At 31.8% G+C, this 25,134-nt stretch carries 23 protein-coding genes; 6 read left to right on the top strand and 17 right to left on the bottom strand.

All coding sequences use genetic code 11. The annotated features are described in order from the left end of the window. The first annotated feature begins 273 nt into the window (after positions 1–273). The 5 genes from K354_RS0110675 (at position 274) to K354_RS14770 (ending at position 4,582) form a co-directional block, all read left to right on the top strand. Complete coding sequence (locus K354_RS0110675) at positions 274–1,242, top strand: integron integrase (RefSeq protein WP_024955491.1); 969 nt, start codon at positions 274–276, stop codon at positions 1,240–1,242. Between the two features lie 61 nt (positions 1,243–1,303). Next, entirely contained in the window at positions 1,304–2,323 is a 1,020-nt protein-coding gene (recA, locus tag K354_RS0110670; RefSeq protein ID WP_024955490.1) for a recombinase RecA, read from the top strand. 38 nt (positions 2,324–2,361) lie between these two features. Further along, positions 2,362–3,633: a phosphopyruvate hydratase gene (eno, locus tag K354_RS0110665; RefSeq protein ID WP_024955489.1), complete on the top strand. Its 1,272-nt coding sequence runs from the start codon at positions 2,362–2,364 to the stop codon at positions 3,631–3,633. Continuing rightward, positions 3,633–3,923 carry a septum formation initiator gene (locus K354_RS0110660; RefSeq protein WP_024955488.1) on the top strand — a complete coding sequence of 97 codons (291 nt, stop codon included), beginning with the start codon at positions 3,633–3,635 and terminating at the stop codon, positions 3,921–3,923. Before eno ends, K354_RS0110660 begins: the two co-directional genes overlap by 1 nt. Continuing rightward, on the top strand, positions 3,920–4,582 hold the full coding sequence (locus tag K354_RS14770) for an AMIN domain-containing protein (protein WP_024955487.1): 663 nt from the start codon (positions 3,920–3,922) through the stop codon (positions 4,580–4,582). The genes K354_RS0110660 and K354_RS14770 overlap by 4 nt, the downstream gene beginning before the upstream one ends. 40 nt (positions 4,583–4,622) lie before the next feature. Here K354_RS14770 and K354_RS0110650 read toward each other — a convergent pair whose 3' ends face one another. The 4 genes from K354_RS0110650 to topA form a co-directional block, all read right to left on the bottom strand. Beyond that, a complete protein-coding gene (locus tag K354_RS0110650; protein ID WP_024955486.1) occupies positions 4,623–5,903 on the bottom strand; it encodes a citrate synthase in 1,281 nt (426 codons plus the stop codon). Positions 5,904–6,019: 116 nt separating this feature from the next. Further along, the gene (locus K354_RS0110645; RefSeq protein WP_037940657.1) at positions 6,020–7,186 is read right to left on the bottom strand and encodes a cation:proton antiporter; all 1,167 of its coding nucleotides are present in this window, start codon (positions 7,184–7,186) and stop codon (positions 6,020–6,022) included. Continuing rightward, complete coding sequence (locus K354_RS0110640) at positions 7,179–8,027, bottom strand: biotin synthase (RefSeq protein WP_024955484.1); 849 nt, start codon at positions 8,025–8,027, stop codon at positions 7,179–7,181. The genes K354_RS0110645 and K354_RS0110640 overlap by 8 nt, the downstream gene beginning before the upstream one ends. Beyond that, positions 8,017–10,086, bottom strand: a complete 2,070-nt coding sequence (gene topA, locus K354_RS0110635; protein WP_024955483.1) for a type I DNA topoisomerase — start codon at positions 10,084–10,086, stop codon at positions 8,017–8,019. The genes K354_RS0110640 and topA overlap by 11 nt, the downstream gene beginning before the upstream one ends. A 144-nt stretch (positions 10,087–10,230) precedes the next feature. Between topA and K354_RS0110630 the strand changes: the two genes are divergently transcribed. Next, the gene (locus tag K354_RS0110630; protein ID WP_024955482.1) at positions 10,231–11,682 is read left to right on the top strand and encodes a flagellin B; all 1,452 of its coding nucleotides are present in this window, start codon (positions 10,231–10,233) and stop codon (positions 11,680–11,682) included. Positions 11,683–11,722: 40 nt separating this feature from the next. On the opposite strand, the gene K354_RS0110625 is transcribed toward K354_RS0110630, so the two are convergent. Genes K354_RS0110625 through pseB form a run of 13 tightly spaced genes read right to left on the bottom strand, consistent with a single transcriptional unit; the run spans position 11,723 to position 25,040 of the window. Continuing rightward, the gene (locus K354_RS0110625) at positions 11,723–13,753 is read right to left on the bottom strand and encodes a motility associated factor glycosyltransferase family protein (RefSeq protein WP_024955481.1); all 2,031 of its coding nucleotides are present in this window, start codon (positions 13,751–13,753) and stop codon (positions 11,723–11,725) included. Between the two features lie 9 nt (positions 13,754–13,762). Continuing rightward, entirely contained in the window at positions 13,763–15,061 is a 1,299-nt protein-coding gene (locus K354_RS0110620) for an amidase (protein ID WP_024955480.1), read from the bottom strand. After that, entirely contained in the window at positions 15,054–16,187 is a 1,134-nt protein-coding gene (locus tag K354_RS0110615; RefSeq protein WP_024955479.1) for an N-acetyl sugar amidotransferase, read from the bottom strand. The genes K354_RS0110620 and K354_RS0110615 overlap by 8 nt, the downstream gene beginning before the upstream one ends. Before the next feature lie 38 nt (positions 16,188–16,225). After that, positions 16,226–16,780, bottom strand: a complete 555-nt coding sequence (locus K354_RS0110610) for a GNAT family N-acetyltransferase (RefSeq protein WP_084607367.1) — start codon at positions 16,778–16,780, stop codon at positions 16,226–16,228. Beyond that, positions 16,753–18,045 (bottom strand): DegT/DnrJ/EryC1/StrS family aminotransferase, encoded by a 1,293-nt coding sequence (locus tag K354_RS0110605; RefSeq protein ID WP_024955477.1) that lies wholly within the window; start codon positions 18,043–18,045, stop codon positions 16,753–16,755. The genes K354_RS0110610 and K354_RS0110605 overlap by 28 nt, the downstream gene beginning before the upstream one ends. Next, positions 18,042–18,968, bottom strand: a complete 927-nt coding sequence (locus K354_RS0110600) for a Gfo/Idh/MocA family protein (RefSeq protein WP_024955476.1) — start codon at positions 18,966–18,968, stop codon at positions 18,042–18,044. The genes K354_RS0110605 and K354_RS0110600 overlap by 4 nt, the downstream gene beginning before the upstream one ends. Positions 18,969–18,970: 2 nt before the next feature. Beyond that, entirely contained in the window at positions 18,971–19,957 is a 987-nt protein-coding gene (locus K354_RS0110595; RefSeq protein WP_024955475.1) for a glycosyltransferase family protein, read from the bottom strand. Continuing rightward, positions 19,954–20,991: a pseudaminic acid synthase gene (gene pseI / locus K354_RS0110590; protein ID WP_024955474.1), complete on the bottom strand. Its 1,038-nt coding sequence runs from the start codon at positions 20,989–20,991 to the stop codon at positions 19,954–19,956. Before pseI ends, K354_RS0110595 begins: the two co-directional genes overlap by 4 nt. Next, positions 20,978–21,424 (bottom strand): UDP-4-amino-4,6-dideoxy-N-acetyl-beta-L-altrosamine N-acetyltransferase, encoded by a 447-nt coding sequence (pseH, locus tag K354_RS0110585; RefSeq protein ID WP_024955473.1) that lies wholly within the window; start codon positions 21,422–21,424, stop codon positions 20,978–20,980. Before pseH ends, pseI begins: the two co-directional genes overlap by 14 nt. Continuing rightward, entirely contained in the window at positions 21,409–22,254 is an 846-nt protein-coding gene (pseG, locus tag K354_RS0110580; RefSeq protein WP_024955472.1) for a UDP-2,4-diacetamido-2,4,6-trideoxy-beta-L-altropyranose hydrolase, read from the bottom strand. Before pseG ends, pseH begins: the two co-directional genes overlap by 16 nt. Next, positions 22,238–22,933 carry a pseudaminic acid cytidylyltransferase gene (pseF, locus tag K354_RS0110575; protein WP_024955471.1) on the bottom strand — a complete coding sequence of 232 codons (696 nt, stop codon included), beginning with the start codon at positions 22,931–22,933 and terminating at the stop codon, positions 22,238–22,240. Before pseF ends, pseG begins: the two co-directional genes overlap by 17 nt. Next, entirely contained in the window at positions 22,930–24,054 is a 1,125-nt protein-coding gene (gene pseC, locus K354_RS0110570; protein ID WP_024955470.1) for a UDP-4-amino-4,6-dideoxy-N-acetyl-beta-L-altrosamine transaminase, read from the bottom strand. The genes pseF and pseC overlap by 4 nt, the downstream gene beginning before the upstream one ends. Then, positions 24,051–25,040: a UDP-N-acetylglucosamine 4,6-dehydratase (inverting) gene (pseB, locus tag K354_RS0110565; protein ID WP_024955469.1), complete on the bottom strand. Its 990-nt coding sequence runs from the start codon at positions 25,038–25,040 to the stop codon at positions 24,051–24,053. The genes pseC and pseB overlap by 4 nt, the downstream gene beginning before the upstream one ends. Positions 25,041–25,134: the final 94 nt, after the last annotated feature.

Raw genomic sequence — 25,134 nt, 5'->3', positions numbered from 1 at the left:
GAACGTACAACTATTTATTCAATGCACATTATATACCTATTAGCCTTAATGATAACATTAAAAGGACATAAAATGTGTCCTATTAAATCACTAAATTCACAAAAAATATTTCAATTTGCAATATTTTTACTGCTTTTCTATTCTTTTTACTAATATTCTTAAATAATTTATGTCCTTTTATTGCTTTACATGTAGATAACAGGACAAAATGTCAGGTATTTGTATTAAATTGTATTAAAAGGACATTATGTCCCTTAAGAAAAAGGTTTTAATGTGGAAGTTAAAAAAAAGTTATTGGACGTTGTTAGAGATAAGATTAGAGTAAAACACTATAGTCTTTCAACAGAAAAAACTTATATTCATTGGATAAAATCTTACATACTCTTTCAGGATAAAAAACATCCTATCGACATGGGAAAAGTTGAGATAGAACAGTATCTTACAAGTTTAGCAGTAAAAAAAAGAGTATCACCTACCACCCAAAACCAAGCATTTTCTGCTTTATTGTTTTTATATAAAGAAGTTTTGGGTGTGGATATGAGTGAGTGGAATATCCAAGCTTTAAGGGCACAGACAAGAAAACACATACCAACAGTATTGACAAAAGAAGAGGTTCAAGATGTTATTGAAAACACAAATGGCGTATATAATCTAGTAGTATCTTTGATGTATGGTTGTGGACTTCGCATGAAAGAGGTGCTCAATCTTAGAGTAAAAGACATAGATTTTGGGTTTGATAAAATCTATATTTGGGATAGTAAATCACTTAAAGACAGGACGATACCTCTGCCTCAAAAGTTAAAAAACAGACTTCTTGTACAGGTGGAGGAAATTTTAAAACTTCATAAGCAAGATTTAAAAGATGGATTTGGGAGTGTTTATATGCCATATGCCTTTGAAAAAAAATATCCCCAAGCAAACCGTGAAACCAAATGGCAGTTTTTGTTTCCTATGAGCAAAGTTTCTAAAGACCCAAGAAGTGGGACGATAAGAAGGCACCATATACATGAAAAAACACTAGGAAGAAACATAAAACAAGCTTCTTTAAAAGCAAATATAAACAAAAGGGTAACATCACATATATTTAGACATTCGTACGCAACGCATCTTTTACAAGCAGGAATAGACATAAGAACTATTGGAGAATTACTTGGGCATAGGAGCATAGAAACTACTATGATCTATACACATGTAGTTTCACAGATAAATAAGAATAAAGTTTTAAGTCCTTTAGATTTCTAAAGAACTTTTTCAAGCACAAAATGATAAAATAATAATTCACATAAAAGGGAACTTCATGGAAATCGATGACAAAAAAAAGAAATCACTAGATTTAGCGATAAAACAGATAGATAAAGCATTTGGTAAGGGGACGCTTGTTCGTTTGGGCGACCGTGTTACTGAGCCAATAGCATCTATTAGTACAGGCTCACTTGGTCTTGATATGGCTTTGGGTATTGATGGTGTTCCTAAGGGTAGGATTATCGAGGTTTATGGACCTGAGAGTTCTGGAAAGACGACTTTAGCTTTACAGGTAACAGCACAAGCTCAAGCAGAAGGAAGTATCTGTGCATTTGTAGATGCAGAACATGCTCTTGATGTAAAATATGCTGGAAATCTTGGAGTTGACACGGACAATCTTTTAGTATCTCAACCAGATTTTGGTGAGCAGGCTTTAGATGTTGTAGAGACACTTGCTCGTAGTGGTGCTGTTGATTTGATAGTAGTTGATTCAGTTGCTGCACTTACTCCAAAGACTGAGATAGAAGGTGACATGGGAGATACTCATGTTGGTCTTCAAGCGAGACTTATGAGTCAAGCTCTAAGAAAACTTACTGGTATTGTTCATAAGATGAACACTACTATAATTTTTATTAACCAAATTCGTATGAAAATAGGAACTATGGGTTATGGAAGTCCTGAAACTACAACAGGTGGTAATGCTCTAAAGTTTTATGCTTCAGTGAGAATCGATGTAAGAAAGATTGCAACATTGAAACAAGGTGAAGAAGTTATAGGAAACAGAACAAGAGCAAAAGTTATAAAAAACAAAGTTGCACCTCCTTTTCGTCAAGCAGAATTTGATATCATGTTTGGTGAAGGTATAAGCAAAGAGGGTGAACTTGTCGATTATGGTGTGAAACTTGACATTATAGACAAGAGCGGTGCTTGGTTTAGTTATGGTGAAATGAGACTCGGTCAGGGTCGTGAAAATGTTAAAGCATTGTTAAAAGAAAATAAAGAAGTAGCATTGGAGATTGAAACTAAAATCAAAGATGCAATGGGTATGGGCGAAATAGTAGAGTTGGAAGAATCAGATTGATTCTTGCTTAGTTATATAAAATAATTTAGGATATATGAATGATATTTATTGATGAGATTTGTGCTGATGAAGTTCTTGATAGTAGGGGTAATCCAACAGTAAGAGCAACAGTAACATTAAGTGATGGAACAGTAGCAAATGCTATAGTACCAAGTGGTGCTAGTACAGGAAAAAGAGAAGCATTAGAGCTTAGAGATAAAGATGAGCGTTATATGGGTAAAGGTGTTTTAAAAGCATGTGAGCATGTTAATACTCAAATAGCTGACACACTTATAGGTTTTAATCCATTTGATCAAGGTTTAATTGATTGCGTTATGAAAGAGTTAGATGGAACAGAGAACTATAGTAATCTTGGAGCAAATGCAGTACTTGGTGTAAGTATGGCAGTAGCTCGTGCAGCTGCACAAAGCTTAGGAATGCCACTTTATAGATACCTAGGTGGAGCAAATGCAATCACAATTCCAGTTCCAATGTTAAATATTATCAATGGTGGAGAGCACGCTAATAATTCTGTAGATTTTCAAGAGTACATGGTAATGCCTGTAGGTTTTGAAGATTTTAAAGAAGGGCTTAGAGCAAGTGCAGAAGTGTATCATCATCTTAAAAAAATCATCAATGACATGGGTGAATCAACAGCGGTTGGGGATGAAGGTGGTTTTGCACCAAATCTAAAATCAAATGAAGAACCAATCCAAGTAATCATGCAAGCAATCGAAAAAGCAGGCTATAAAGCAGGAGAGCAAATCTGTATAGCACTAGATGTTGCTGCAAGTGAACTTGTAGATGAATCTGGTAAGTATCTACTAAAAAGTGAAAATAGAGCATTGAGCAGTGAAGAGTTAGCAGATTATTATGTTGATTTATGTTCAAAATATCCTATTGTTTCTATAGAAGATGGTTTAAGTGAAGATGATTGGGATGGCTGGAAAATTTTAACTGAAAAACTAGGTGATAAGATTCAACTAGTTGGTGATGATTTATATGTAACAAATGAAAAAATTCTTGCAGAAGGAATAGATAAAGGAATCGCAAATTCTATTTTGATTAAACCAAATCAAATAGGAACAGTAAGTGAAACTATGAAAACAATTAGACTTGCTCAAAGAAACAATTATAATTGTGTAATGAGTCACAGAAGTGGTGAAAGTGAAGATACTTTTATAGCTGATTTTGCTGTTGCACTTAACTGTGGTCAGATAAAAACAGGAAGCACAGCAAGAAGTGATAGAATCGCTAAATACAATAGACTCATGGAAATCGATTTAGAGTTAAATGGTAGCGAGTATCTAGGAAAAAAATTATTTAAATAATGAGTGAAATACTAGAAGAGTTTGAAGATATAACAGAAAAGAGAGACTCAAAAGGGGTCTCTTTTTATCTGAAAATCTTTGCTCTTGTAGCTATTGTTACTGTTTTTGGTATTTATGTTGGTGATATGCTTTTTGGAAAAAGTTCTTTGGATGTTTTACTGAATCTTCAATCAGATAAGCAAAGCTTAGAACAAAGAGTAGAAAGTTTAAAAGATAAAAATGCTATTTTGCAAAAAGAGTATTTTGAACTCAAAGATTTAGACCCAGAAAATAAAGGATATTCAGAATGAAAAGCAAATATGTTTTAATGATGTTGATTGTATTCACCATTTCGTTGTTTGGGCGCGAAAATCCTTTTAAATCAGTAGAGACTTCAGCTACTACAGGTAAAGCAATATACAAAAAAGATACAAGAAAAATTTTTAGTGATGCAAAAATTAAATTACCAAGTAGTGCAAGAATTTTAAAAAGTGTAGAATTACATTTTCAAAATTTAGATGGTTCTATGGGACATACAAATGTAAGAATTGATAAAAAAATTGATTGGCATGATGAGCTGATATTGAAAAAAGTAAAAGATGTAAATCAATCAATTGTAATGCAAACTCAAGAAAAAACTAAAATAGAGCCAAAAAAAATAGAAAAACAAAAAACAAAAATAAACTTCAAAAATATTGTCTCTTTTTTAATCGTTGGAAAAGAGTTACATATAAAAACAAAAGATAAAAAGATACGCGATTTTTTAGTAACAAAACCATATAAAATAGTAATTGACTTTAAAAGAGAACTCTCTTTTTATACAAAAGTTTATAATTTAAAAATAAACAATTTTAAATCTATAACTATAGGAAAACATAGTGGATACTATAGAATAGTTGTTGCGTTAGATGGCAAATACTTATATGACTTACAAAAAGAAAAAGATGGATATAAGTTTACATTGAAGTAAGTTTACATGTAAAGGTTTTATCCCTTACATGTAAAGATATTTAGTACTTTGGTGTTCTATCTAGTGGTCCAAGATAGAGTTGTCTAGGACGTGCTATTTTGATATTGTCTTGTTCTTTTAACTCAATCCATTGTGAAATCCAACCTGGAGTTCTACCTATAACAAATATCACAGCAAACATCTCTTTTGGAATTTTAAGAGCTTGTAAGATAATACCTGAATAAAAATCGATATTTGGATAGAGATTTCGTTTTATAAAATACTCATCGCTTAGGGCTATCTCTTCTATTTTTTTAGCAACAGCCATTAAGCCAGTATCTAGATTTAACTCTTGAACTAATTCTTGTTGAATCTCTTTTAAAATTGTAGCTCTTGGGTCAAAGTTTTTATAAACACGGTGGCCAAATCCCATAAGTCTAAATGGATCATCAGGGTCTTTTGCTTTTGCTATATATTTATCTACATTTTCAACTGAGCCTATCATCTCTAATTGACGGATAACAGATTCATTTGCACCACCATGAGCTCTACCCCAAAGTGCAGCGATACCAGAAGCGATACAAGCATATGGATGAGCATGAGTAGAAGCTACAACACGAACAGTAGTAGTTGATGCGTTTTGTTCATGGTCAGCATGCAAAGTAAAGATAGTATCTAAAGCTTTTACTTCTATTGGTTTTAAATCAATATGATGATGAGGATAGCCTCTTAACATATATAAAAAGTTTTCAGTAAAACCTTTGTTCATATCAGGATAGATAACAGGTAACCCTTGAGAGTATCTATATGAGAGTGCTGCTATAGTTGGTATTTTTGCAACTATTCTGTGAGCCATTTCCATGTATTCTTCAGGAGTATCAACATCTAAGTGATCAAAATAAAAAGTTGAAAGTGCTGAAACTCCAGCTGAAAGAATTGCCATTGGATGTGCATTATCCGGGAAAGCATCAAAAAGTTTTTTCATACCTTCATGGATAAAAGAACGTTTTTTCATCTCTTCAGTAAAGCTAGCCAATGTTTCTTCATCAGGTAGGTCATTATTTAATAAAAGATAAGCAGAATCCAAAAATGTTTTTTGTGTTGCTAGATAAGCTATATCATATCCACGGTACATAAGCTGACCTTTTCCTCCATCAATATAAGTGATTTTAGAACGACAACTTGCTGTAGAAGTAAATCCTCTATCAAAAGTAAACATACCTGTGTTTCCATAAAATGTTGAAATATCAACAACATCAGGACCAATAGTAGGCTCTAAAATAGGAAAATCATATTTTTCACCTGTCCTATTATCAATCATCGTAACAGTTCTATTTGGCATAAAAACTCCTCATATTTAATATTATTATTATAGTTAGATTACTATAAGTTTATTATAAAAATATTACTTTTTCAATATTAATTTATTTGTTTTAGCTTAAATAGATATTTATTAAACTATGTATTAAGTTTAGATTTATAATAGTTTTTTGCAAATACTATAAGTTTTATTCCTAGCATAGATATAATAACTTCTATCAAAGAAGCCAAAATAAGAGAAGAGTATAAAAGATTTCCAATACTATGTGATTCATAAGCAATCGTAGCAACAGCTATCATTAAAGTCAGAGGCATTGATTGAGATAGTGCAAAACTAAAGATATCAACTTTTCCAAGTACTTTTATAAATACTAAAGAAGAAAAAGCTCGCGCTACAATCATAAGCACTACTATTTCTATGGCTGTTGGAATAACGCCTTCTATGCCTAAAGTAAGTACGTTAAAAGTAGAACCTATGTATATAAAGAAAATAGGAACTAAAAAGCCAAATCCAAAAGATGAAATTTTGTGTGGTAAATCTTCTTTATGTTCAAAAAATGTTGCAATAAAAATACCGGCAATGAACGCTCCAAATGCAATTTCAAGATGAAGCCATATCATAAGACCTATCATAAGAGAAAAGAGTCCCATAGATAGTCTTAAATCTTGCTCTTCTTTATCAAGATGAGGCATAAGATACGTTTTGATTTCAGGATACCACCAAAAGAGAACATGCAAAAGTTTAAAGATAATAACAATGCCACCTAAGAGTATAATAAGGTAAGCAACAGCTTTATACAGCTCAAGACCTATACCAAATTCAAGTGCAGCACCAGCAAAAGTGAGTAAGGAAATACTGACTAGTTCACCCATACTTCCCACTATCATGGACAAGTTGAGCCAGTCTTTATTTTTACCATAGTCTTTATATAAGGCAAGTATTAGTCCTACAGAGAGTGTTGGAACAATGATAATCAAAATTTTGCTCATGCCAAGATAGATAACAGATATAGTAGATATGATGTATAAAAAGACAAGATATAAAACCCCTTTTTTTAAAAGGTCTTTGTCAATTTTGATAAACATTTTTAAATCGACTTCGGTTCCTGCCATAAACATAAGATAAAAAAAGCCAATATGTGCTATAAGTTCAAACAGATAAAAATCATTTATAAGACCATAGTATGAAGCGAGTGTTCCTAATATAATTTCAAGAGAAGGAGTAGGAATTCTTAAGTACCTTGACAAAAAAGGCGATAAAAATAGTATTGCCGAGATTGAAAAGATAATTGAGATTTCAGCCATGATGCGTTTTTGCTAATTTTAGACCAAGAGATTCAATCATGTCTTTATCTTTTGTTGGAGCCTCACCACTTGTAGTAAGATAATCTCCAATAACAATTGCATTTGCCCCAGCTTCAAATATTTCAGATTGACGCTCTTTAAATGTTATCTCTCTGCCTCCTGCAACCATAAGTTTAACATTTGGAAGTTCAGCTCTTACCCATTTGATAAGTTCAAGGGCTTCATCTATATCTAAAGGTTCAGCCTTTAAAGGAAGTGCAGGATTTGGATGATAAAAGTTTAATGGAACGGTTTTTGGATTGAGTTGTTTAAGAGAATTTATAAAAGAAGTTCTTTGCTCCACACTCTCTCCTAAGCCAAAAATTCCTCCGCTTACAAGATTTAATCCGGCTTCTTTTACAGCTTTACATGTATCAAATCTTTCTTGCCAAGTATGTGTTGTACATATAGTATGATAGTAATCTTCGGCAGTTTCTAAGTTATGATTATAAGAGTCTACTCCAGCTTTTTTTAAAGCTTTTAGTTGTTCTAATGAAGCAGTACCGTTACAAGCTATAACATTAAACTCTTCTATCTCTTTTTTTACAGCTTTTGTAGCCTCGCTTATGAATGCTACTTTCTTATCATCTAAACCTTTGCCTGAAGTTACTAAACAAAATCCAGTAGCTCCATGACTTCTTGCTTTTTTTGCTTCATTTACGATTTGTGAAATATCTTTGTATTTGTATCTTTGTATATCTGCTTTGTGTTTGACACTTTGTGTACAAAAACTACAATCTTCATTACAGCTTCCACTAGAAACATTACAAATTGAGCAGAAAAAGATTGTATTATTTTGCATTTTCAATCTTATTTTTGCATTTGATACATTCTTTGACTATTTTTGTTTTGAGTTCTCTTCTTGTCATCATTCCACCACACTCTGTACAAGTTTCATCTATTGGCTCGTAATTAGATATGAATTTACATTTAGGATAAGCAGAACATCCATAGAACTTCCCTCTACGAGAGATTCTTTCTACTATCCCACTGCCACATTCAGGACATTTTACACTTAGTGTTACTACTTCTTTTTTCTCTTTTTTTCCTAAGTTTTTAGTGTATTTGCATTTTGGAAAAGTACTACATGAGATAAATTCGCCAAAACGTCCTTTTCTTTTTACAAGAGGTTCACCACAATCAGGACAGTCTTCACCTGTAGGGGTGATTACTTTTAAACTTTTTATATTGGCTTTTCCATCTTCAATTTTTTTCATAAATGGTTCATAAAATTTGTTTAGTACTTCTTGCCAATCAGCTTCATCTTCAGCAATAAGATCAAGCGTTTCTTCCATATTGGATGTAAAAGATGAGTCTACTATCTCAGAAAAGTGTTTTTCTAAAAGGTCAATTACTGTAAAAGCATTTTCACTAGGGATGAGTTGTTTTTTTTCTATACTTATATACATTCTTGCAACAAGTGTTGAAATTGTTGGGGCATAAGTTGAAGGACGACCAATACCAAGACTTTCTATTTTTTTAATCAAACTTGCTTCTGAGTATCTTGAAGGAGGCTCAGTAAAGTGTTGATTTGCTTCAAGTTTTGTAAGTTCTATACTTTGATTTAATTCTAAATCAGGAAGAAGTTTATCTTTATCGCTTACTCCATAAGCTCTATAAAAACCATCAAAAAGAAGTTTTCTACCGCTTGCTTTAAATTCTCCACTTTCACTTTTAAAGATGATACTTTGAGATTCAAATCTAGCTGAGTTCATTTGAGATGCTAAAAATCTATTGTAAATAAGTGAGTAAAGTTTTAACTCATCTGGTTTTAAATAGTCTTTTGCAATAGCAGGAGTAAAGTCTATAAGGGTAGGGCGGATTGCTTCATGTGCCTCTTGAGCTCCTTTACTTTTTGATTTATAGTATTTTGCTTCTTTAGGTAAGTATTTTTCACCATAGCTATTAAGTATTTGCTCACGTGCAGCTTCAATTGCTTCTTTTGCAACACTTAAAGAGTCAGTTCTCATATAAGTGATAATACCCATTGTTCCTTGATGTGTTTTTACACCTTCATAAAGAGTTTGTGCTACCATCATTGTTTTTTTCGGAGAAAATCCAAGTGAACTTGATGCTGTTTGTTGTAATGTTGAAGTCATAAATGCAGGACTTGGAGAACTTTTTCTCTCTTTTTTATCGATAGAAGCTACAACAAAAGATTCATTATCTAATCTTGTTTTTATCTCTTTTGCTCTGTCTCCACCACTGATAGTCATTTTTTCTATTTTTTCCCCATCAAATTTTGTGAGGATAGATTCTATATTTTTATCAAATATTCCATCAAGAGACCAAAATTCAACTGGTTTAAAAGCACGGATTTCTTTTTCTCTATCTACTATTATTTTTAAAGTAGAACTTTGAACACGACCAGCACTTAATCCTTTTTGTATTTTTGAAGCAAGTAATGGAGAAAGCTTATAACCAACTATTCTATCGAGTAAACGTCTTGTTTGTTGTGCGTTTATACTTGAAAAGTCCAATTTTTTAGGGTTCTCAAGTGCATGTTTTATTGCTGTTTTTGTAATTTCATGAAAAACTATACGAGGAAGTTCTGCTGGGTCTTTTCCAATAGCGGTTGCTATATGAAAACCTATAGCCTCACCTTCACGATCCTCATCCGTCGCGATATAGATAGTTTCTGCTTTTTTTGCTAAATCTTTGATTTCTTTAACAACTTTTGAGTGATCTCTAGGTGTTCTATACTCAGGAACAAATACTCCATCTTCTATTTTAATACCAAAACTACTCTTTGGTAAATCTCTAATATGTCCCTTAGAAGCGACTACTGCATAATCTTTCCCTAAGAAAGTTTTGATTGTTTTTACTTTAGTGGGTGATTCCACTATGATTAAATTTTTCATTATCTACCTATATGTCTGCAAACTTTTTTGTGATTGTAGCAAAAAAAAACAGTTATAACTATAAAGTTTTTCTTTTAGTAGTCGATTTTGTTTATATCAATGGCAAGGATGCCACTGAAAATCAAATAGATAAAAGGATTTATCATGGGTTTTAGAATTAACACAAACGTTGCGGCACTTAACGCACACACGGCTTCGGCTATGAACAATAGAAGTTTAGATAGTTCACTATCAAAACTAAGTTCTGGTCTTAGAATTAATACAGCGGCAGATGATGCTTCTGGTATGGCGATTGCGGATTCACTTCGTTCACAAGCGAGTGCTTTGGGTCAAGCAATTTCAAATGGTAATGATGCGGTTGGTATTATTCAAACAGCTGATAAAGCTATGGATGAGCAACTAAAAATTCTTGATACCATCAAAACTAAAGCTACTCAAGCAGCTCAAGATGGTCAAACTACTAAAACAAGAAAAGCGATCCAAGGTGATATTAATAGATTGTTAGAGCAACTAGATAATATTGCTACGCAAACATCATTTAATGGTCAAGCACTTCTATCAGGTTCTTTTACAAATAAAGAATTCCAAGTAGGTGCTTATTCAAATCAGACTGTTAAAGCAAGTATAGGTGCTACGAACTCTGCTAAAGTTGGTAATGTTCGTTATGAAACATACAATACTATTACTCAAGCAGGTAGTATGACTCTTGCTTTTAGTGCTAATGGACAAACTACTACTCTTGAAACTGTAGCTATGGATTATTCTGCTGGTAGTGGTATGGGTGTATTAGCAGCAGCTATAAACAAAAATTCTGATTCTACAGGTGTAAAAGCTAGTTATACTGTTGAGCAAAAATATGCTGCTCAAGTTGCTGCTGGTGATTTTTCTGCTATTTCTATCAATGGTATTAACATTGGTACCGTAAGTGGAGTTAAAGCTGCGGATTCAGATGGTCGTTTAACTGATGCTATTAATGCATCTTCAGATAGAACAGGTGTTGTTGCTTCAATTGATAATGCAGGTAAATTAACACTTACTTCTATTGATGGTAGAGGTATCCATATTAGTTCAGGAGGTGGTAACTTATCAGCTGATACTTACGGACGTTTAACACTAAGTAAATTTGGTGCAGGTGATATCACGGTATCAGATGGTGGTGGTGTTATGACTTCTACAAGTGTTGATGCTGTACTTAACCTTGCTGATGCTCTAGGTAATATAACAAGTAGTGATGCAGAAGCAATAGGTGCACTTTCTGTTTCAACAAACGGTGCTGATGTTGCAGGTGGTATTGGTGTAGGTGTTACTTCGTTGAAAGGTGCAATGTCAGTTATGGATATATCTGAAGCTGCTACACAACAATTAGATAGTGTAAGAGCTGATCTTGGTTCTGCTCAAAATCAACTTATAGCAACTATAAATAACATCTCTGTTACTCAGGTTAACGTTAAATCGGCTGAATCAAATATCCGTGATGTTGACTTTGCTGCAGAATCAGCTAACTTCTCTAAGTTTAACATTCTAGCGCAGTCTGGTAGTTATGCAATGAGTCAAGCGAATGCTGTTCAACAAAACGTTTTAAGATTACTTCAGTAGTAATTTTAACGAATATAAGGATGAAGTGTTACTTCATCCTTTATTTTACAATAATTTCCGTATTTAATTTTTCTTGCTCTTTTTCCACAATTGCTTTTAATTCGTTAAATTTTTTCTTATCTATTGGAATCTCTTTTTTGTTAGGAATAATTAATTTACTTTGTAAGTTTTTATCCCAAGTTAAAGTTGCTTGAATAATAGTATCTCTAACGGCTTGGATTCCACCAGCTAAGGAGAAAAGCCAGTATCTATGTTGCATAATCCAATCTACCATCTTAACAACTAATTCCTCTTCAGTTGAAGTTTTCCTAATTTGAGTAAGTACTAAGTCTAATTCTAAATGTAAAATATATGTTTGAATAGAATCAACATATAATTCTGAAAATTGTTTATCTTCAAAATATTCTTTTATGCTATCAATTTCTTCTATTATTGGGATCAGACTATCTTTAGATAGTAGATTTAATTTATCTTTTTTTAATTTATCATGAAAGTCTTCAGACTTATTTTGAACTATCATAAATACTTCTTCAATTTTCTCTTGTCTTTCAACAGAGTCTTTAATCCAAAAATTTATTTTTTCTATAAATTGTTCAGTTAATAGCTTTTGTTCATCTAGTGAAGTTGGGGGTGTAAAAATAGGTTCTTTTATTACTTTTGTATCAATAACTTTTTCTATTGCATCCTTAAAACTTAATTCAACAGTTTGTGGAATTCTAGCCCCACCTTCTGTACAGTTAATTGTAGTTGCATAGCTTTTACTATCTATTATTGCTCTTTCAAAATAGTTTTTAAATAAGACCCAATATTCAGTAGTCCGTATCTTCCCATTTCCTCCATATTTCTCTACATATATTTCGTGACCATGAATATTTTCTTCATTTTCTCCATAGAGATGACCTTCTGCATGAGAGGTATTGTCTTCACCAAATGCCAAATCTTGACCTATTAAAATAATATTAGGAATTTTTAAAGCAATTGCAAATTCATGAGCTAAATTAGCAGCACTCATACCAACACCAACATAGCCAAAATCATCTAATTCAAAATATTGCGTATATCCATGAGGTCTCATTTGAATTACTTTGTTACCATGCTTAATGGCATCAATAACTTTTTTATGAGCGATAGATACAATTATAAAATTGACGTCGCTTTGAAATTCTTTTGTATTTGTTTCAAAAAATTTGGCAGTTTCTGGTATTCTTTCAAGGATAGTGACAAAATCAGGTTTTATTCCATGTTTTTCCAATATTGGAAAACTAGCATCTACACAAAAAATAGTTACATAGTTTTGAATTTTTTTCAATAAAGGGATTTGTTTTGATAAACTAGGACCTGTTGATACTACTATTGCTGTATTACAAAATTTTTTGCCAACAAAATCTCTTATTTTTGTATTTTTTATCATAAGTGGTAAGTTTTGTATATGGTGTTCTACTCCCATCAAAGAATCTATTGCAGAATTTCCATGACCTATTATCACGGAGTAAAAAGCATCAGCCATAATTTTACTAGCTTGTTTTATTTCATCTAAATAATGTTCATTATAATAAGGTGTGTTAGTTTCGATTTCAAATAGTTTTGCATATATTTTGCCTTCAGAGTGACTAAGATAAAAAACAGCACGTGTATAATCAAGATTTTTAAGTAATTCAATTACAATTTTACCATTTATGATGTACTCTGCCATATCAAATAAGTGTAAAACTATATATAAAATCTCAATATCAGGCTCTATAACTAAAATTCTTTTTAATTGTGGTGATTTAAGAAGAGCATTAATAACTATTCCATTACCAAATCCCAAAAAGTACCTAAATGGAAGGGTTTCTTTGTCTACATTTTCTTTTACATAAGATAAAACATTTTCTTTTGGAGCTACATAAAAAAAAGAGTTTGTGCTTGTATCCAAAATATTTATATCTAGAGGATCTTTTCCCTGAAAAACTTCATATTTTTTATGGGTAGTTAGTTCAAAAAGTAATGTAGCAAGAGGTGCATTTACCTTAAAAAGTGCTTGAAGGTTTTTTTCAAATTTTGGATCTAATTTTAGTGTTTCTTTTTCCATTGTGTTACCTTATGTTATTTTTTTTATTATATCTAGAAGTTTATAATCATCATATTTTTTGGCTATTGCTAATACTCCTATTGGTAAGCCATTTTTACCTTTTAAAAGAGGCATTGACACAGTTGGCATTCCTAAATATGTCCAAATTAAATTTGAATCGGCTGTGTCAGTAGTTGTAAGCCCTACAGGGGCCTCTTGTGCAGTTGTCATTGTTAGTAATACATCATATTTTGAAAAGTATTCATTCATATCTATTATCATTTTGGCTTGTATTTGTATAGCTGTTTGATATTCTTCAGCAGTAATTTTATTTCCTCTTTCTATAATTTCATAAAAGACAGGACTTATAAGTGTATGTTTTTTATACTCTTCTTTAAAATAATAAGAAAGTGTTTTATCATAAATAGTAGCGTGAATATCATGTATTTGTTCTAATTGATGCGGATTAGCTACATCTTCTATTTCAAAGTTTGGATTAGCTATATTTTCTACAAATTTTTCAAATTCTTTTTTGGCAAAATTATCTGCTAAGTGCCATTTAGGATGTCTTACAATTCCTACTTTAAATTTATTATTCTTTTTTTCTTGATAATTATCTAAATATTTATGTACATATTCGTAGTTTTGGCCATGTACCCTTGATGCATCTAAAATAAGTTTGAGATCATTTGCACTTTTAGTAAAAAATCCGAGAGTGTCTAATGAGTCAGTTGTTTTTAATGCACCTATTCTTGGTAGTATCCCAAAAGTTGGCTTGTATCCATAAATACCGCAGTAACTAGCCGGTCTACCAATAGAACCAGCAGTCTGCGAACCAAAAGTCACTGGAGCCATATTTGCAGCTATTGCAGCAGCTGAACCACTAGAACTTGTTCCTGGACTTCTTGTTAAATCTAAAGGGTTTTTAGTTTTGTCTTGATAATGTACAGCAAACTCTGCAGTTGCAGTTTTACCTAAAATAAGAGCACCATTTCTTCTTAAGTAATGGACTACTCTAGCATCATTACCAGGGGTAAAATTTTTCCATATGGGTGAACCCATTTGTGCTGGCATATCAAAGGTATTATATATATCTTTAATCCCAATTGGAAGACCCCATAAAGGATGAGAAGTTGGATCTAGTTTTTCTATTTTAGCTAGTTGTTTATCAATTATTTTTTTATTTATAAACTCCCATGCTCCTATATCTTGGTCTGTTTTTTCTATATGTTCTAAGTACGTGTACGCTAACTCTTTTGGGCTAATCTTTTTTGTCTTTAAAAGTGTTAAAAGAGTAGTTGCATCTAATTTTTTTAAGTCGCTAATCATCACTATCCTTAAATTTACCTTCTCTCATAGCTTTTAGTACCATTTTGTATTGATCTTCTGTTATATTTGCCATTTCTAAAAATTCATCTAAATATTTTGGGCGTTGTTGGTCATATTTTTTAGATATTTCAAAGCCTTCTTCTCTTGTTAAAAGACCAGCTCTTACATCTGCACTTGCTTGGTCAGTTCCTCGTCCAAAACCTCTTTTAACAAATTTCATGTGATCATGTAAAGTTTCAAATTTACACTCATTTCCTTTAAAACCTTTATAGTGACCAGGTCTGTGTTCTTCTTTCCAGTCGTACTCTTTTTTTATATATTCCATTTGTCGTTCATCATCCCAAAAGAGATAATCCCCTAAATGAAGTCCTACAACTCCTACTTTTTCAATATCTTCATAACTTGGGAGTTCAAATGGGTGTAAATCTTTTTTTGTAATTTCATCATCTATCATTTGTTCAGGGTATAGTTTTGCAGAAACTTTTGTAAAATAATCTCTATCAAACTTCATAACTTTATCTGTAAAGTTTGCACGACCACTCACTTCACATACAGATTCTCCCCATATAAGAAGAGGGATGTTAAATTTAACAGCAATTTGTAAAGGAAATGCACCTACTCCTGCATGACAGTGCCAACAAGAATCACCTATTTTATAAAATGATTTTACAAATAATTTTTTAACAAGCTTTTTACTTGGAGTGAACATAATATGGTCTACACCTAATTTTTCTAAAGCATTTTCAAGATTATATTTTCCAATCTCAGAATACCAATTGTGATTAAAAGTAACTGCGAGTGGTTTCATTCCATATACTTTTGTAAGTACATGCAGTTGAAAAACACTGTCTTTTCCACCACTGATTGGAATAATACAGTCATAATTAGAGCCAGACTTATTTTTATACTCTTCAAGAATATTTTTTAATGTAGCTTCACGTTTTTTCCAATTTATATGCATCTTTTCTTCTTGTGCTCGACAAGCGAGACAAATACCAAGCTCATCAAATTGCATACCTTCATTTGAGCTAGGCATACAACAACGTGTGCAGTATCTTAGATATTTATCATGTAAAGGTTTACCATATTTATTGTTAGTTTTAGTATCATTTTTATTTAGAATCATAATTTTTCCTTAATGTTCCCCAATTAACCTAATATCGGTTATTTTTGGGTTTCATTCACTATTGCATATTCAAATACATCATAAAATTTATTGTCTTTAAACAGAGCTTCTTTTTTTACGCCTTCTTTTTCCATATTCATAGCATGTGCTAGTTTTTGCATAGGAGTATTAGCTTCACTAGTTCCGCAATAGATACGGTGAAGACAGAGGTTGTTAAATCCGTATTCTAATAACATATCACTAGCTTCTTTTGCATAACCTTTTCCCCAAAATGATTTTTCTCCCATAAGTATGGCAAATTCTGCGTTTTTATTTTTAACAGATATATTTTGCAATGAGATGTTGCCAATATGGGTTTCATCTACGTTTTCACATATAGCAAATACTTTACATGTAAGACTGTTTTGTATACTTTTTATATACTCTTTTGCCATCTCTTTGGTGTATAAAATATCGCCATGAGAATTATAGCGACAAACCTCAGGGTCATTAAGCCAATTTGGATAATTGCCTTGGGCATCTTCTAGTCTTAATTCTCTCAGATATATTCTTTCTCCTTCAAGTCTCACAACAATTCCTCTTTGTTTTTCCATACTTTCTCAAATGCTTTTATTACATCATCTAAGTCTTCTTTACTCATACCAGGACGCATAAGCTCATGAGTAATAAGTATATCGTTATGTAGTTTTTCACATACAGGACAGTCGCCTTCTTTATAAACTCTCTCGCTCAATGAAAATGGATACTCCCCAAAACAAATTTTCTCTTGATATAGAGGTTGGAGGTAAAGTGGTTTCACATAACCATAACTTAAAAGTACAGGACTATCATCTCTCATAAGAGTCGGAGGTAATTCAGCTTTTACTGCATCTATAAACTTGTTCCTATGACAAGCAATACTCTTTTCTTTAAAAAGCAAAGGATGTATGTAATAAACATGTTTAGCTTCATCTCTAAGAGGTGGAATTTCTAAACAAGGTATATTTTGTAATTTTTCTTCTAAATATTTTACATTGTCTATGCGTTGTTCTATTAATTCATCTAGTTTTGAGAGCTGCACTCTTGCTATGGCTGCTTCTATCTCAGTCATGCGAAAGTTAAAGCCAAGCATATTGTGTAACTCTTTTTTATCCTCATAACCTTTAGCAGCAAGAACGGTTTCACCGTGGTTTCTAATAAGTTGCATTTTAAATGCTAAATCATCATCATTTGTAACTATAATTCCGCCCTCACCACTATGTATATGTTTATGATAGTTTAGTGAAAATACTCCTATGTCACCAAGTGTTCCAGTAAATTTATCTCCAAGTTTTGCAGCTGGTGCTTGAGCTGAATCTTCTATGATTTTTAAATTATGTTTTTGTGCAATTTTTTTAAGAGCTTTAAAATCAGCAGTTTGTCCAAATATATCTACTGCCATAATAGCTTTTGTTTTTGGAGTGATAAGCTTTTCAACAGATTGTGGGTCTATACAGAAGTACTTATCTTCTACATCAGCAAAAACAGGAATTCCACCATAAAGAAGTATTGCTGTTGCACTAGCACTCATAGTATATGGACTTACTATAACTTCATCACCTGCTTTTATGCCAATGGCACCAATAGCAGCATAAAGACCTGAAGTTGCAGAGTTTACGCTAATTGCATGTTTTACATTAAAAAAATTTGCCCACTCATATTCGAGTGCTTGAACTTCACTTCCTCCATAAAAATCTTCATGCCAAGTTCCTAGGTACGTCGAGAGTTTGCCACTTCTTAAAACTTTTAAAACGGCTTTTTCTTCTTGTTTGTCAATTGTATTGTAAGCGGGAAAAGGATTTTCTCTTAACTTTTCTCCACCATTAATTGCTAATTTCATTTTATAACCTCGTAAATAATCTCATGTAGTTTTATATGTTCTTTTAAAATAGCTTTACATGTAGAAGAGTTTTCTTTAAGTAAAAAAGATAAAGAGTTGCTTGCATAGTGTTGTAAAGTATTTTTAAGAGTCTCTTTATGAGTGAGAGTAAAGTAATTTTCGTACAAAGGAGAAGGAGTTTTTTCATAGATAGATATTTTTGTACCACCTTTTTTAATTTCTACTTTTGCATGTTCAAAAATAATATCTAATTCAAATATAGAATAATCTATATTTTCTATACATGTAAGAGTCCCTTTTACATTATCACACTCAACTAAAAAATCTTTGTTTACATGTAAAGGTTTTACATTGTTTACACAACCAAGAAGATGTGACAAGACAGCAAGCATATGGATACCGTTGTGTAACAAACCTTTTGTAAATGTGCCATGAAAATCTAAAATTTTTCCCCATTTTTTTTCATTGATAAGTGTTTGTAACTGTATAAAAGAAGGGTCATATCGGCGAATTAGATTTATAAGGATTTTTTTATCATTTAGTTCTAATTCTGTTTTTAGTTCGTCTAATTCTTTTTGGTTTTCAACTAAAGGTTTTTCACATAAAATATGACTAATTGTATTTACATGTAAAGCCTCTTTTAGATTTTTAGCATGAAATTTTGTAGGTGATGAGATAGACAATATATCTATATTTTCTTTTTCAAAAAGCTCACTACTATTTTCGTAAGTATTCAATTCTCCCCAACGTTTTTTAAATTCATTTTGATTGTTTTTATCTGGTTCGCAGATTGCTACAAGAGAACAAGATGACTCTTTAGTATAAGCATGGGCATGACTTGCAGTATTTGAACTTTTTGGAGTGTCTATAAGTCCACCAATACTTCCTGCTCCAATGATTGCAGCACTAAGAGATTTTTGCATATTTATCCTAGAATTCTTTTAATAAATGAAGCAAATTCCATACCGTAGTTATTTGTATTTTTTTTGTTTATAATTATGGAGTTCATATTTAGATTTTCAAGAGTACATATTTGGTTTGCTTTGGGTAAGGGTACATGAAAATCACGATTAGTAGAAGGTACAAAAGCAATGGTCTTTTTGCCTAATAAAAAAGCTAAATATAGCACTGAAGAGTCTATCCCAATGATAACTTTTGCACGAGCTATATCTTCTTCGAGAGAAGCTGTTGAAATACTAATATTTGGTTCTATATTGGTATAAGTATCAGCAATGTCAGATGGATGCAATCGTACAACAATTTTATCACAGTTGAATTCTTTTTTATGTTTTAAAATACTTTGAAATACATTACTTTCATCAAAACCCCAATAGTATGGGTCATTAAAAGTTTTTTTTGCAACTTTAGCCGTAGGTTCACTTAAAAAAAGTAAAGTATCTTCTTGTTTAATAAGAGTTTTTTTAAAATTTTCTAATTGATTTATAAGTGCGTAATTTTTTATAGAAATTAGATTTGGTAAACCAAATGAACTTGCCAGTTTTTCACTTGTTTCATCATGTGTTGCAATATAATCAGGAAATTTTTTTTTCCAGTTAGAAGCAGGGTATCCAAAACGTTCGCGATAATTTGTCCAATTGTCTAAAAAGGCAATACTTGGTATTTTATGTTTTTTTGCATAAGATAAAAAGTGATATTCAGTATGATTTTGCCAACCTGTAGAATAAAGAACCATATCTGGATTTAGTTTGTCTAACTTTTGAAATACAAATTTTTTTGAGGGTTCAACTAGATTGAGATATTTTGTTAAATTCTTTTGTTTTAGGATATTGTAACAAGGCGAATTTTTTTCACAAAAAACTTTAAATTCCCCTACATGTAAAGAAGCTTTTAAAAGCTCAATAAGAAGTTCACTTCCTCCTGCATCGTGCCCAAAAATTGCTATTTTTTTCATAAAACATCTTTTAAACTAAGTGCAGTTCCAAACTCTAAATTTTTATTTGCTTTTTTACCCAATATATCTTTTAAATATTTTGGGTGCATACCATATCCAGGTCTTACACTTTTTACATTTTCTTCACTAAAAATTTCACCTTTTTTTATATCTTTAGATACATAAAGACTGCGTGAAAAGGCTCTACTTTTTTGTTTTTTTTCACTTAAACTATAATCAACAGATCCTAGAAGTTTTTCAGTGTCACGGATAGTTTTTACCATCTGTGTGAACTCTTTTTTATCTAAAGAAAAATCTGCATCAGCTCCACCGATTGAACGGTCTAAGATAAAATGTTTTTCTATCACTTTTGCTCCAAGGCTTACTGCTGCTATTGGTGCAGTAGTTCCTAAGGTGTGGTCTGAAAATCCTGATATTACACCAAAAGTCTTAGCTAAATTAGGTATCATATTGAGATTGGCTTCTTCTAGAGGTGCTGGATATGCTGAGGTACATTTTAATAAGATGATATTTTCATTGCCTTCATCTTTACATATTTCAACAACATCTTCTATCTCCTCAAATGTGGCAATTCCTGTGGATATGATGATAGGTCTTTTTTTACTTGCTATATATCTCACTAGTTCATAATCTGTGACTTCAAAAGAGGCAACCTTGTAGCAACTTGGGTTAAATTGTTCTAAAAAATCAACTGCTGATTTATCAAATGGAGAAGAAAATATATCTAAATTTAAACTTCTAGCATACTCAAACAACTCTTTGTGCCATTCCCAAGGAGTATAAGCTTCTTTGTATAAATCATAAAGTTTTTTACCGTCCCAAAGAGTTCCCCCTTTGATAATAAAATCATCTTTATCACAATCAAGTGTAAGAGTGTCTGCCCTATATGTTTGAAGCTTAATTGCATTTGCTCCTGTCTCTTTGGCAGCTTTGATAGTGTCAAGTGCATTTTGTAGACTGCCATTGTGATTTGCACTTAGTTCAGCAATGATAAAAGTTCCATCTTTTGTTAAATCAAAATTACCTATTTTCATAACTCAACTCCATTGTTAGCATTTTCTCATTTTCTTTAATAGTTTTAAATTCAAATCTTGTATAAAGTTTGATAGCAGGTGTATTGGTTTTATAAACTTCTGCTTTTAAAACAGGTAATTTTTTTGTAGAAAAAGCAAAATTTATTATCTGTTTTAACAGTATATCTCCCACTTTTTTTAAATCAGGATTTGCATAAATACCTAAAAAATTTCCATTTAAATCTATTACACCAAGATATATATTATCTTGTTTTACTAAAAAATAGTCTTTGCTTTTATTGTGTTTTAGAGTTTCTATAAAGTTAAGATGGTCTGTTAAAGTGATATCTTCTTGGGTATGCATCCACTTTTTTATATGAGGAGTATTTCTCCAAGATAGTACTAAGTGTATCTCTTTTTCATTTAAATCTATAAAATTTATATTTTTAGGCATTTTTTAAACTCTTGTTCATCCCATTTGGGCATAGTGCTATAGTTGTTTTGTTTTAGATATGTATATATATCGTCCTGATTAGAAGCTGTTTTAATCGCTACAAAAGGGATATCCATAAAAAGAATTTCATGAACCATTACACTTGGCGTTACAATAGCTTGTTTGCTTTGGTTTATTAGTTTTGCAACTTCGTTTGAGTTTACATGTAAGGATATATTATCTCTACATGTAACATATTTTTTTAATGCATCTAAGTTGGAATTTGCACTTGTTGTAAGAACGCTTACATGTAAAGAATCAGGTAAGCATTTTAAGATAGATATATTTATATTTGTAGTATCGGCTCCCCCCATTGCTACAAGAACATCATAAATCTTTTCTCTTTGTATATTTTTTTCTTTTTTAAATTCTTCTCGAATGAGAGGAGGGATGATTTTGACAATTTGAGGATTTTTGTATTTGTTTTTATCTGCACTTATGTTGTGGTTTATAATTTCATCACAAAAATGCTCTTTATATTGATCATCAAAACAGCATAATTTAACAGCTGTTTTCTCTTTTATAATTTTTTCAGTTTTATAATCAATATCGTAGTGGTCTATTATAAGTAAGTCTACATGTAAGGATTTTATGAGTGTTATAAGTTCTTCAGGTGCATTTGAGTTGAGTATATGTACAGGATATGGAATACTCTCATTTATATTGCCTTCTAAGTTTTGGCATGCAAAAAATACTTCATCATTTTGATAATTTTCAGCTAAAACCAAATCTCTCATGACATGTCCAAGTCCAATAGAACTTGAACTATCAGATCTAAATAATACTCTCATCTTGGAGCACCTTATACATAAGTTCAGCTCGTTTCCAATCTTCTAAAGTATCAATATCTTGAACAAGATACCTTGGTAAAAGAGTAAGTGTAGATTTATCTGCAAATATAGGATTTCCTTCACACCAAGCTTTTGGTGTTCCCCAATAAAACTGTCCGGCATCGTGATATGCTTCTTCTAAATCTTGACTTCTTGTATTAAAATGTTCAGGAGAAAACATCTCTACTTTTTCATTTTGTAGCTTGATAGCTCTTTGGATTGGAAAAGCAAACGAAGTAGCACTAAAGCAGTAATCACTTTGAGTTTTTGTTAGTTTTTTATAAGCTTCTGTGATAAATTTTGCTTGTACAAAAGGTGCGGTTGCATAGATACAGCATACTGCTTCAACTTCATTCAACTCTTTACATGTAGCGTTGATTGCATGAGCAATTACAGGAATAGTAGGAGTAAAATCATCACTAAGCTCAATGGGTCTCATAAAGGGAACTTCTGCTCCATAATCTTTTGCAATAGTAGCTATCTCTTCATCATCGGTTGAGACGATAACTCTGTCAAAAAGTTTTGATTTAAGTGCGGCTTCAATGCTATAAGCAATCAAAGGTTTACCAAAAAAATCTTTTACATTTTTTCTAGGTATCCTTTTGCTTCCCCCACGTGCTGGGATAATTGCTATTCTCATGTTTTACATCTTTTATGTTTTTCTAAAATCTCTAAAAGAGTATCAGCTATATATTTGGCATGTTCCATATTCATCTCTTGATGGCAAGGGATTGAAAGCTCAGCCTTATAAAACTCTTCTGTATTTTGAAGTTTCATTTCACCAAATAAGTTTTTATAATAAGAAAATTGATAGGTTGGTTTATAATGAACTTGCACACCAATACCTTTTTTTTGTAACTCTATAAAAATATCCTCTTTTGCACACCATAAACTTCTATCTAGTAAAATTGGGTAAAGATGATATGCACTTTTTACATGTAAAGGAATTTTGATAGGAGAAAAGTAAGGATTTTTTTGAAATTTTTCATCATAATAAGCTGCTATTGCAGCTCTTTTTTCTATAAAAGTATTAAGTCTTTTTAGTTGTGACAGTCCAAGAGCACAAGCTACATCATTTAATCGGTAATTGTACCCAAGCTCTATCATATCAGAATTCCAAACTTGTTTTTTTATTATTCCATGACTTCTAAAAAGTTTAGATTTTTCATATAATTCTTTATTGTTTGTAACAATTGCCCCACCTTCTCCACAAGTTGTAATTGGCTTTATGGCATGAAAACTAAAAATAGCAATATCAGCTTCGCTTCCTACTTTTTTACCATCTATTTCACTTCCAAGTGCATGTGAGCAGTCTTGGATGAGGTAGAGTTGATGTTTTTTACAAATCTCTTTGATTTTATCTATGTTTATTGGGTTGCCACCAAAATCTACTGGAGCTAAAGCTTTGGTGTTTTTGTTTATTAACGCTTCTATTTTTTCTTCGTTTATATTGCCATCACTTTTTACATCACAAAAAATCGGAGTTGCTCCGGTCATCAAAACGGTATTTGCAGTTGCTGCAAAAGTAATAGGAGTTGTTATAACCTCGTCGTCTTCTTTTAAACCTATAGATTTATATGCTATATGTAAAGCAGAAGTTGCAGAGTTCATAACACAAGCATATTTGACACCAAGATATTCACATAAGGCACTTTCAAAATCTTCTACTTTTTTCCCGCCAGTTAAATAATCACCTTTTAAAGTCTCTATAACTGCGTTGATATCTTCTTCATTTATAGATTGTCTGCTATAAGGAATCATGCGTCAATCATCTCCAAAAGACCTTTTGCATCTAGCCATTGAGAATTGGTTTCAGAACTATACTCAAAACCTATTTTTACAGGTTTTCCCTTTTCTCCAAGAGCGTTACATGTAAAGTCATTAGATTGAGTAAATATAATACTTGGTTGAATTACATAATGGTCGTCAAATTCTAAAGTAAGGTGACTATCATCTTTTGGAACCATGATTTCATGAAGTTTTTCACCAGGACGTATTCCTATGATTTTGACACCTAAATTGGGAGCTAAACTTTTGGCTAAATCTAACATAGTCATAGAAGAGATTTTTGGGATAAATATTTCTCCACCTTGCATGCGTGAAAAGTTTTTTAGTACAAACTCTACTCCTTGTTCTAGCGTAATCCAAAAACGAGTCATATGCTCTTCAGTAATAGGAAGTTCTGTTACACCTTCACTAATAAGTTTTTTAAATAAAGGTACAACAGAACCTCTACTTCCCACAACATTTCCGTATCTCACTACTGAAAACTCTGTTCTTCTTGCACCTCTGATGTTGTTTGCAGCTACAAAAAGTTTATCACTTGCAAGTTTCGTTGCACCATACAAATTAATAGGACTTGCGGCTTTATCAGTAGAGAGTGCTATGACTTTTTGAACTCCACACTCTAAGGCAGCATCGATGACATTTCCTGCACCATTTATATTTGTTTTAATGCACTCCATTGGATTATATTCTGCAATAGGTACATGTTTTAAAGCTGCTGCATGAATAACATAATGAACTCCATACATGGCTTTTTTGAGGCGATCTAAGTCTCTAACATCACCTATCATATATCTCATGCAAGGGTTGTTAAACTTTTGTGCCATTTCGTACTGTTTAAGCTCATCTCTTGAAAAGATAATAATCTTATTTGGTTTATATTTTTTGAGTAAAATTTCTGTATATTTTTTTCCAAAACTACCTGTTCCACCAGTTATAAGTATGTTTTTATTGTTAAACAAGATATAGCCTTTAAGTATTATATACACTATATAAAGCAATTTTAATTCCTTTATTGACACGTTTACTATCAAGATGTATAATAAAGATATAGAG

It is taken from the genome of Sulfurospirillum arcachonense DSM 9755 (assembly GCF_000597725.1).
Lineage (GTDB): Bacteria > Campylobacterota > Campylobacteria > Campylobacterales > Sulfurospirillaceae > Sulfurospirillum_A > Sulfurospirillum_A arcachonense.
Note: the sequence above shows the minus strand (reverse complement) of the source record. Positions and strands in the feature narration are given on the sequence as shown.

Excerpts from the sequence above, each read along its gene's own strand:
- K354_RS0110640 (WP_024955484.1), bottom strand. The coding sequence starts at position 8,027 with ATGCAAAATAATACAATCTTTTTCTGCTCAATTTGTAATGTTTCTAGT.
- K354_RS0110645 (WP_037940657.1), bottom strand. The coding sequence starts at position 7,186 with ATGGCTGAAATCTCAATTATCTTTTCAATCTCGGCAATACTATTTTTA.
- K354_RS0110630 (WP_024955482.1), top strand. The coding sequence starts at position 10,231 with ATGGGTTTTAGAATTAACACAAACGTTGCGGCACTTAACGCACACACG.
- topA (WP_024955483.1), bottom strand. The coding sequence starts at position 10,086 with ATGAAAAATTTAATCATAGTGGAATCACCCACTAAAGTAAAAACAATC.
- pseH (WP_024955473.1), bottom strand. The coding sequence starts at position 21,424 with ATGCCTAAAAATATAAATTTTATAGATTTAAATGAAAAAGAGATACAC.
- K354_RS0110595 (WP_024955475.1), bottom strand. The coding sequence starts at position 19,957 with ATGAAAAAAATAGCAATTTTTGGGCACGATGCAGGAGGAAGTGAACTT.
- K354_RS0110660 (WP_024955488.1), top strand. The coding sequence starts at position 3,633 with ATGAGTGAAATACTAGAAGAGTTTGAAGATATAACAGAAAAGAGAGAC.
- K354_RS0110600 (WP_024955476.1), bottom strand. The coding sequence starts at position 18,968 with ATGCAAAAATCTCTTAGTGCTGCAATCATTGGAGCAGGAAGTATTGGT.
- K354_RS0110605 (WP_024955477.1), bottom strand. The coding sequence starts at position 18,045 with ATGAAATTAGCAATTAATGGTGGAGAAAAGTTAAGAGAAAATCCTTTT.
- K354_RS0110615 (WP_024955479.1), bottom strand. The coding sequence starts at position 16,187 with ATGATTCTAAATAAAAATGATACTAAAACTAACAATAAATATGGTAAA.
- K354_RS0110650 (WP_024955486.1), bottom strand. The coding sequence starts at position 5,903 with ATGCCAAATAGAACTGTTACGATGATTGATAATAGGACAGGTGAAAAA.
- pseG (WP_024955472.1), bottom strand. The coding sequence starts at position 22,254 with ATGAGAGTATTATTTAGATCTGATAGTTCAAGTTCTATTGGACTTGGA.
- pseI (WP_024955474.1), bottom strand. The coding sequence starts at position 20,991 with ATGAAAATAGGTAATTTTGATTTAACAAAAGATGGAACTTTTATCATT.
- K354_RS14770 (WP_024955487.1), top strand. The coding sequence starts at position 3,920 with ATGAAAAGCAAATATGTTTTAATGATGTTGATTGTATTCACCATTTCG.
- K354_RS0110610 (WP_084607367.1), bottom strand. The coding sequence starts at position 16,780 with ATGGAAAAACAAAGAGGAATTGTTGTGAGACTTGAAGGAGAAAGAATA.
- K354_RS0110625 (WP_024955481.1), bottom strand. The coding sequence starts at position 13,753 with ATGGAAAAAGAAACACTAAAATTAGATCCAAAATTTGAAAAAAACCTT.
- eno (WP_024955489.1), top strand. The coding sequence starts at position 2,362 with ATGATATTTATTGATGAGATTTGTGCTGATGAAGTTCTTGATAGTAGG.
- K354_RS0110620 (WP_024955480.1), bottom strand. The coding sequence starts at position 15,061 with ATGATTAGCGACTTAAAAAAATTAGATGCAACTACTCTTTTAACACTT.
- pseF (WP_024955471.1), bottom strand. The coding sequence starts at position 22,933 with ATGAGAATAGCAATTATCCCAGCACGTGGGGGAAGCAAAAGGATACCT.
- pseC (WP_024955470.1), bottom strand. The coding sequence starts at position 24,054 with ATGATTCCTTATAGCAGACAATCTATAAATGAAGAAGATATCAACGCA.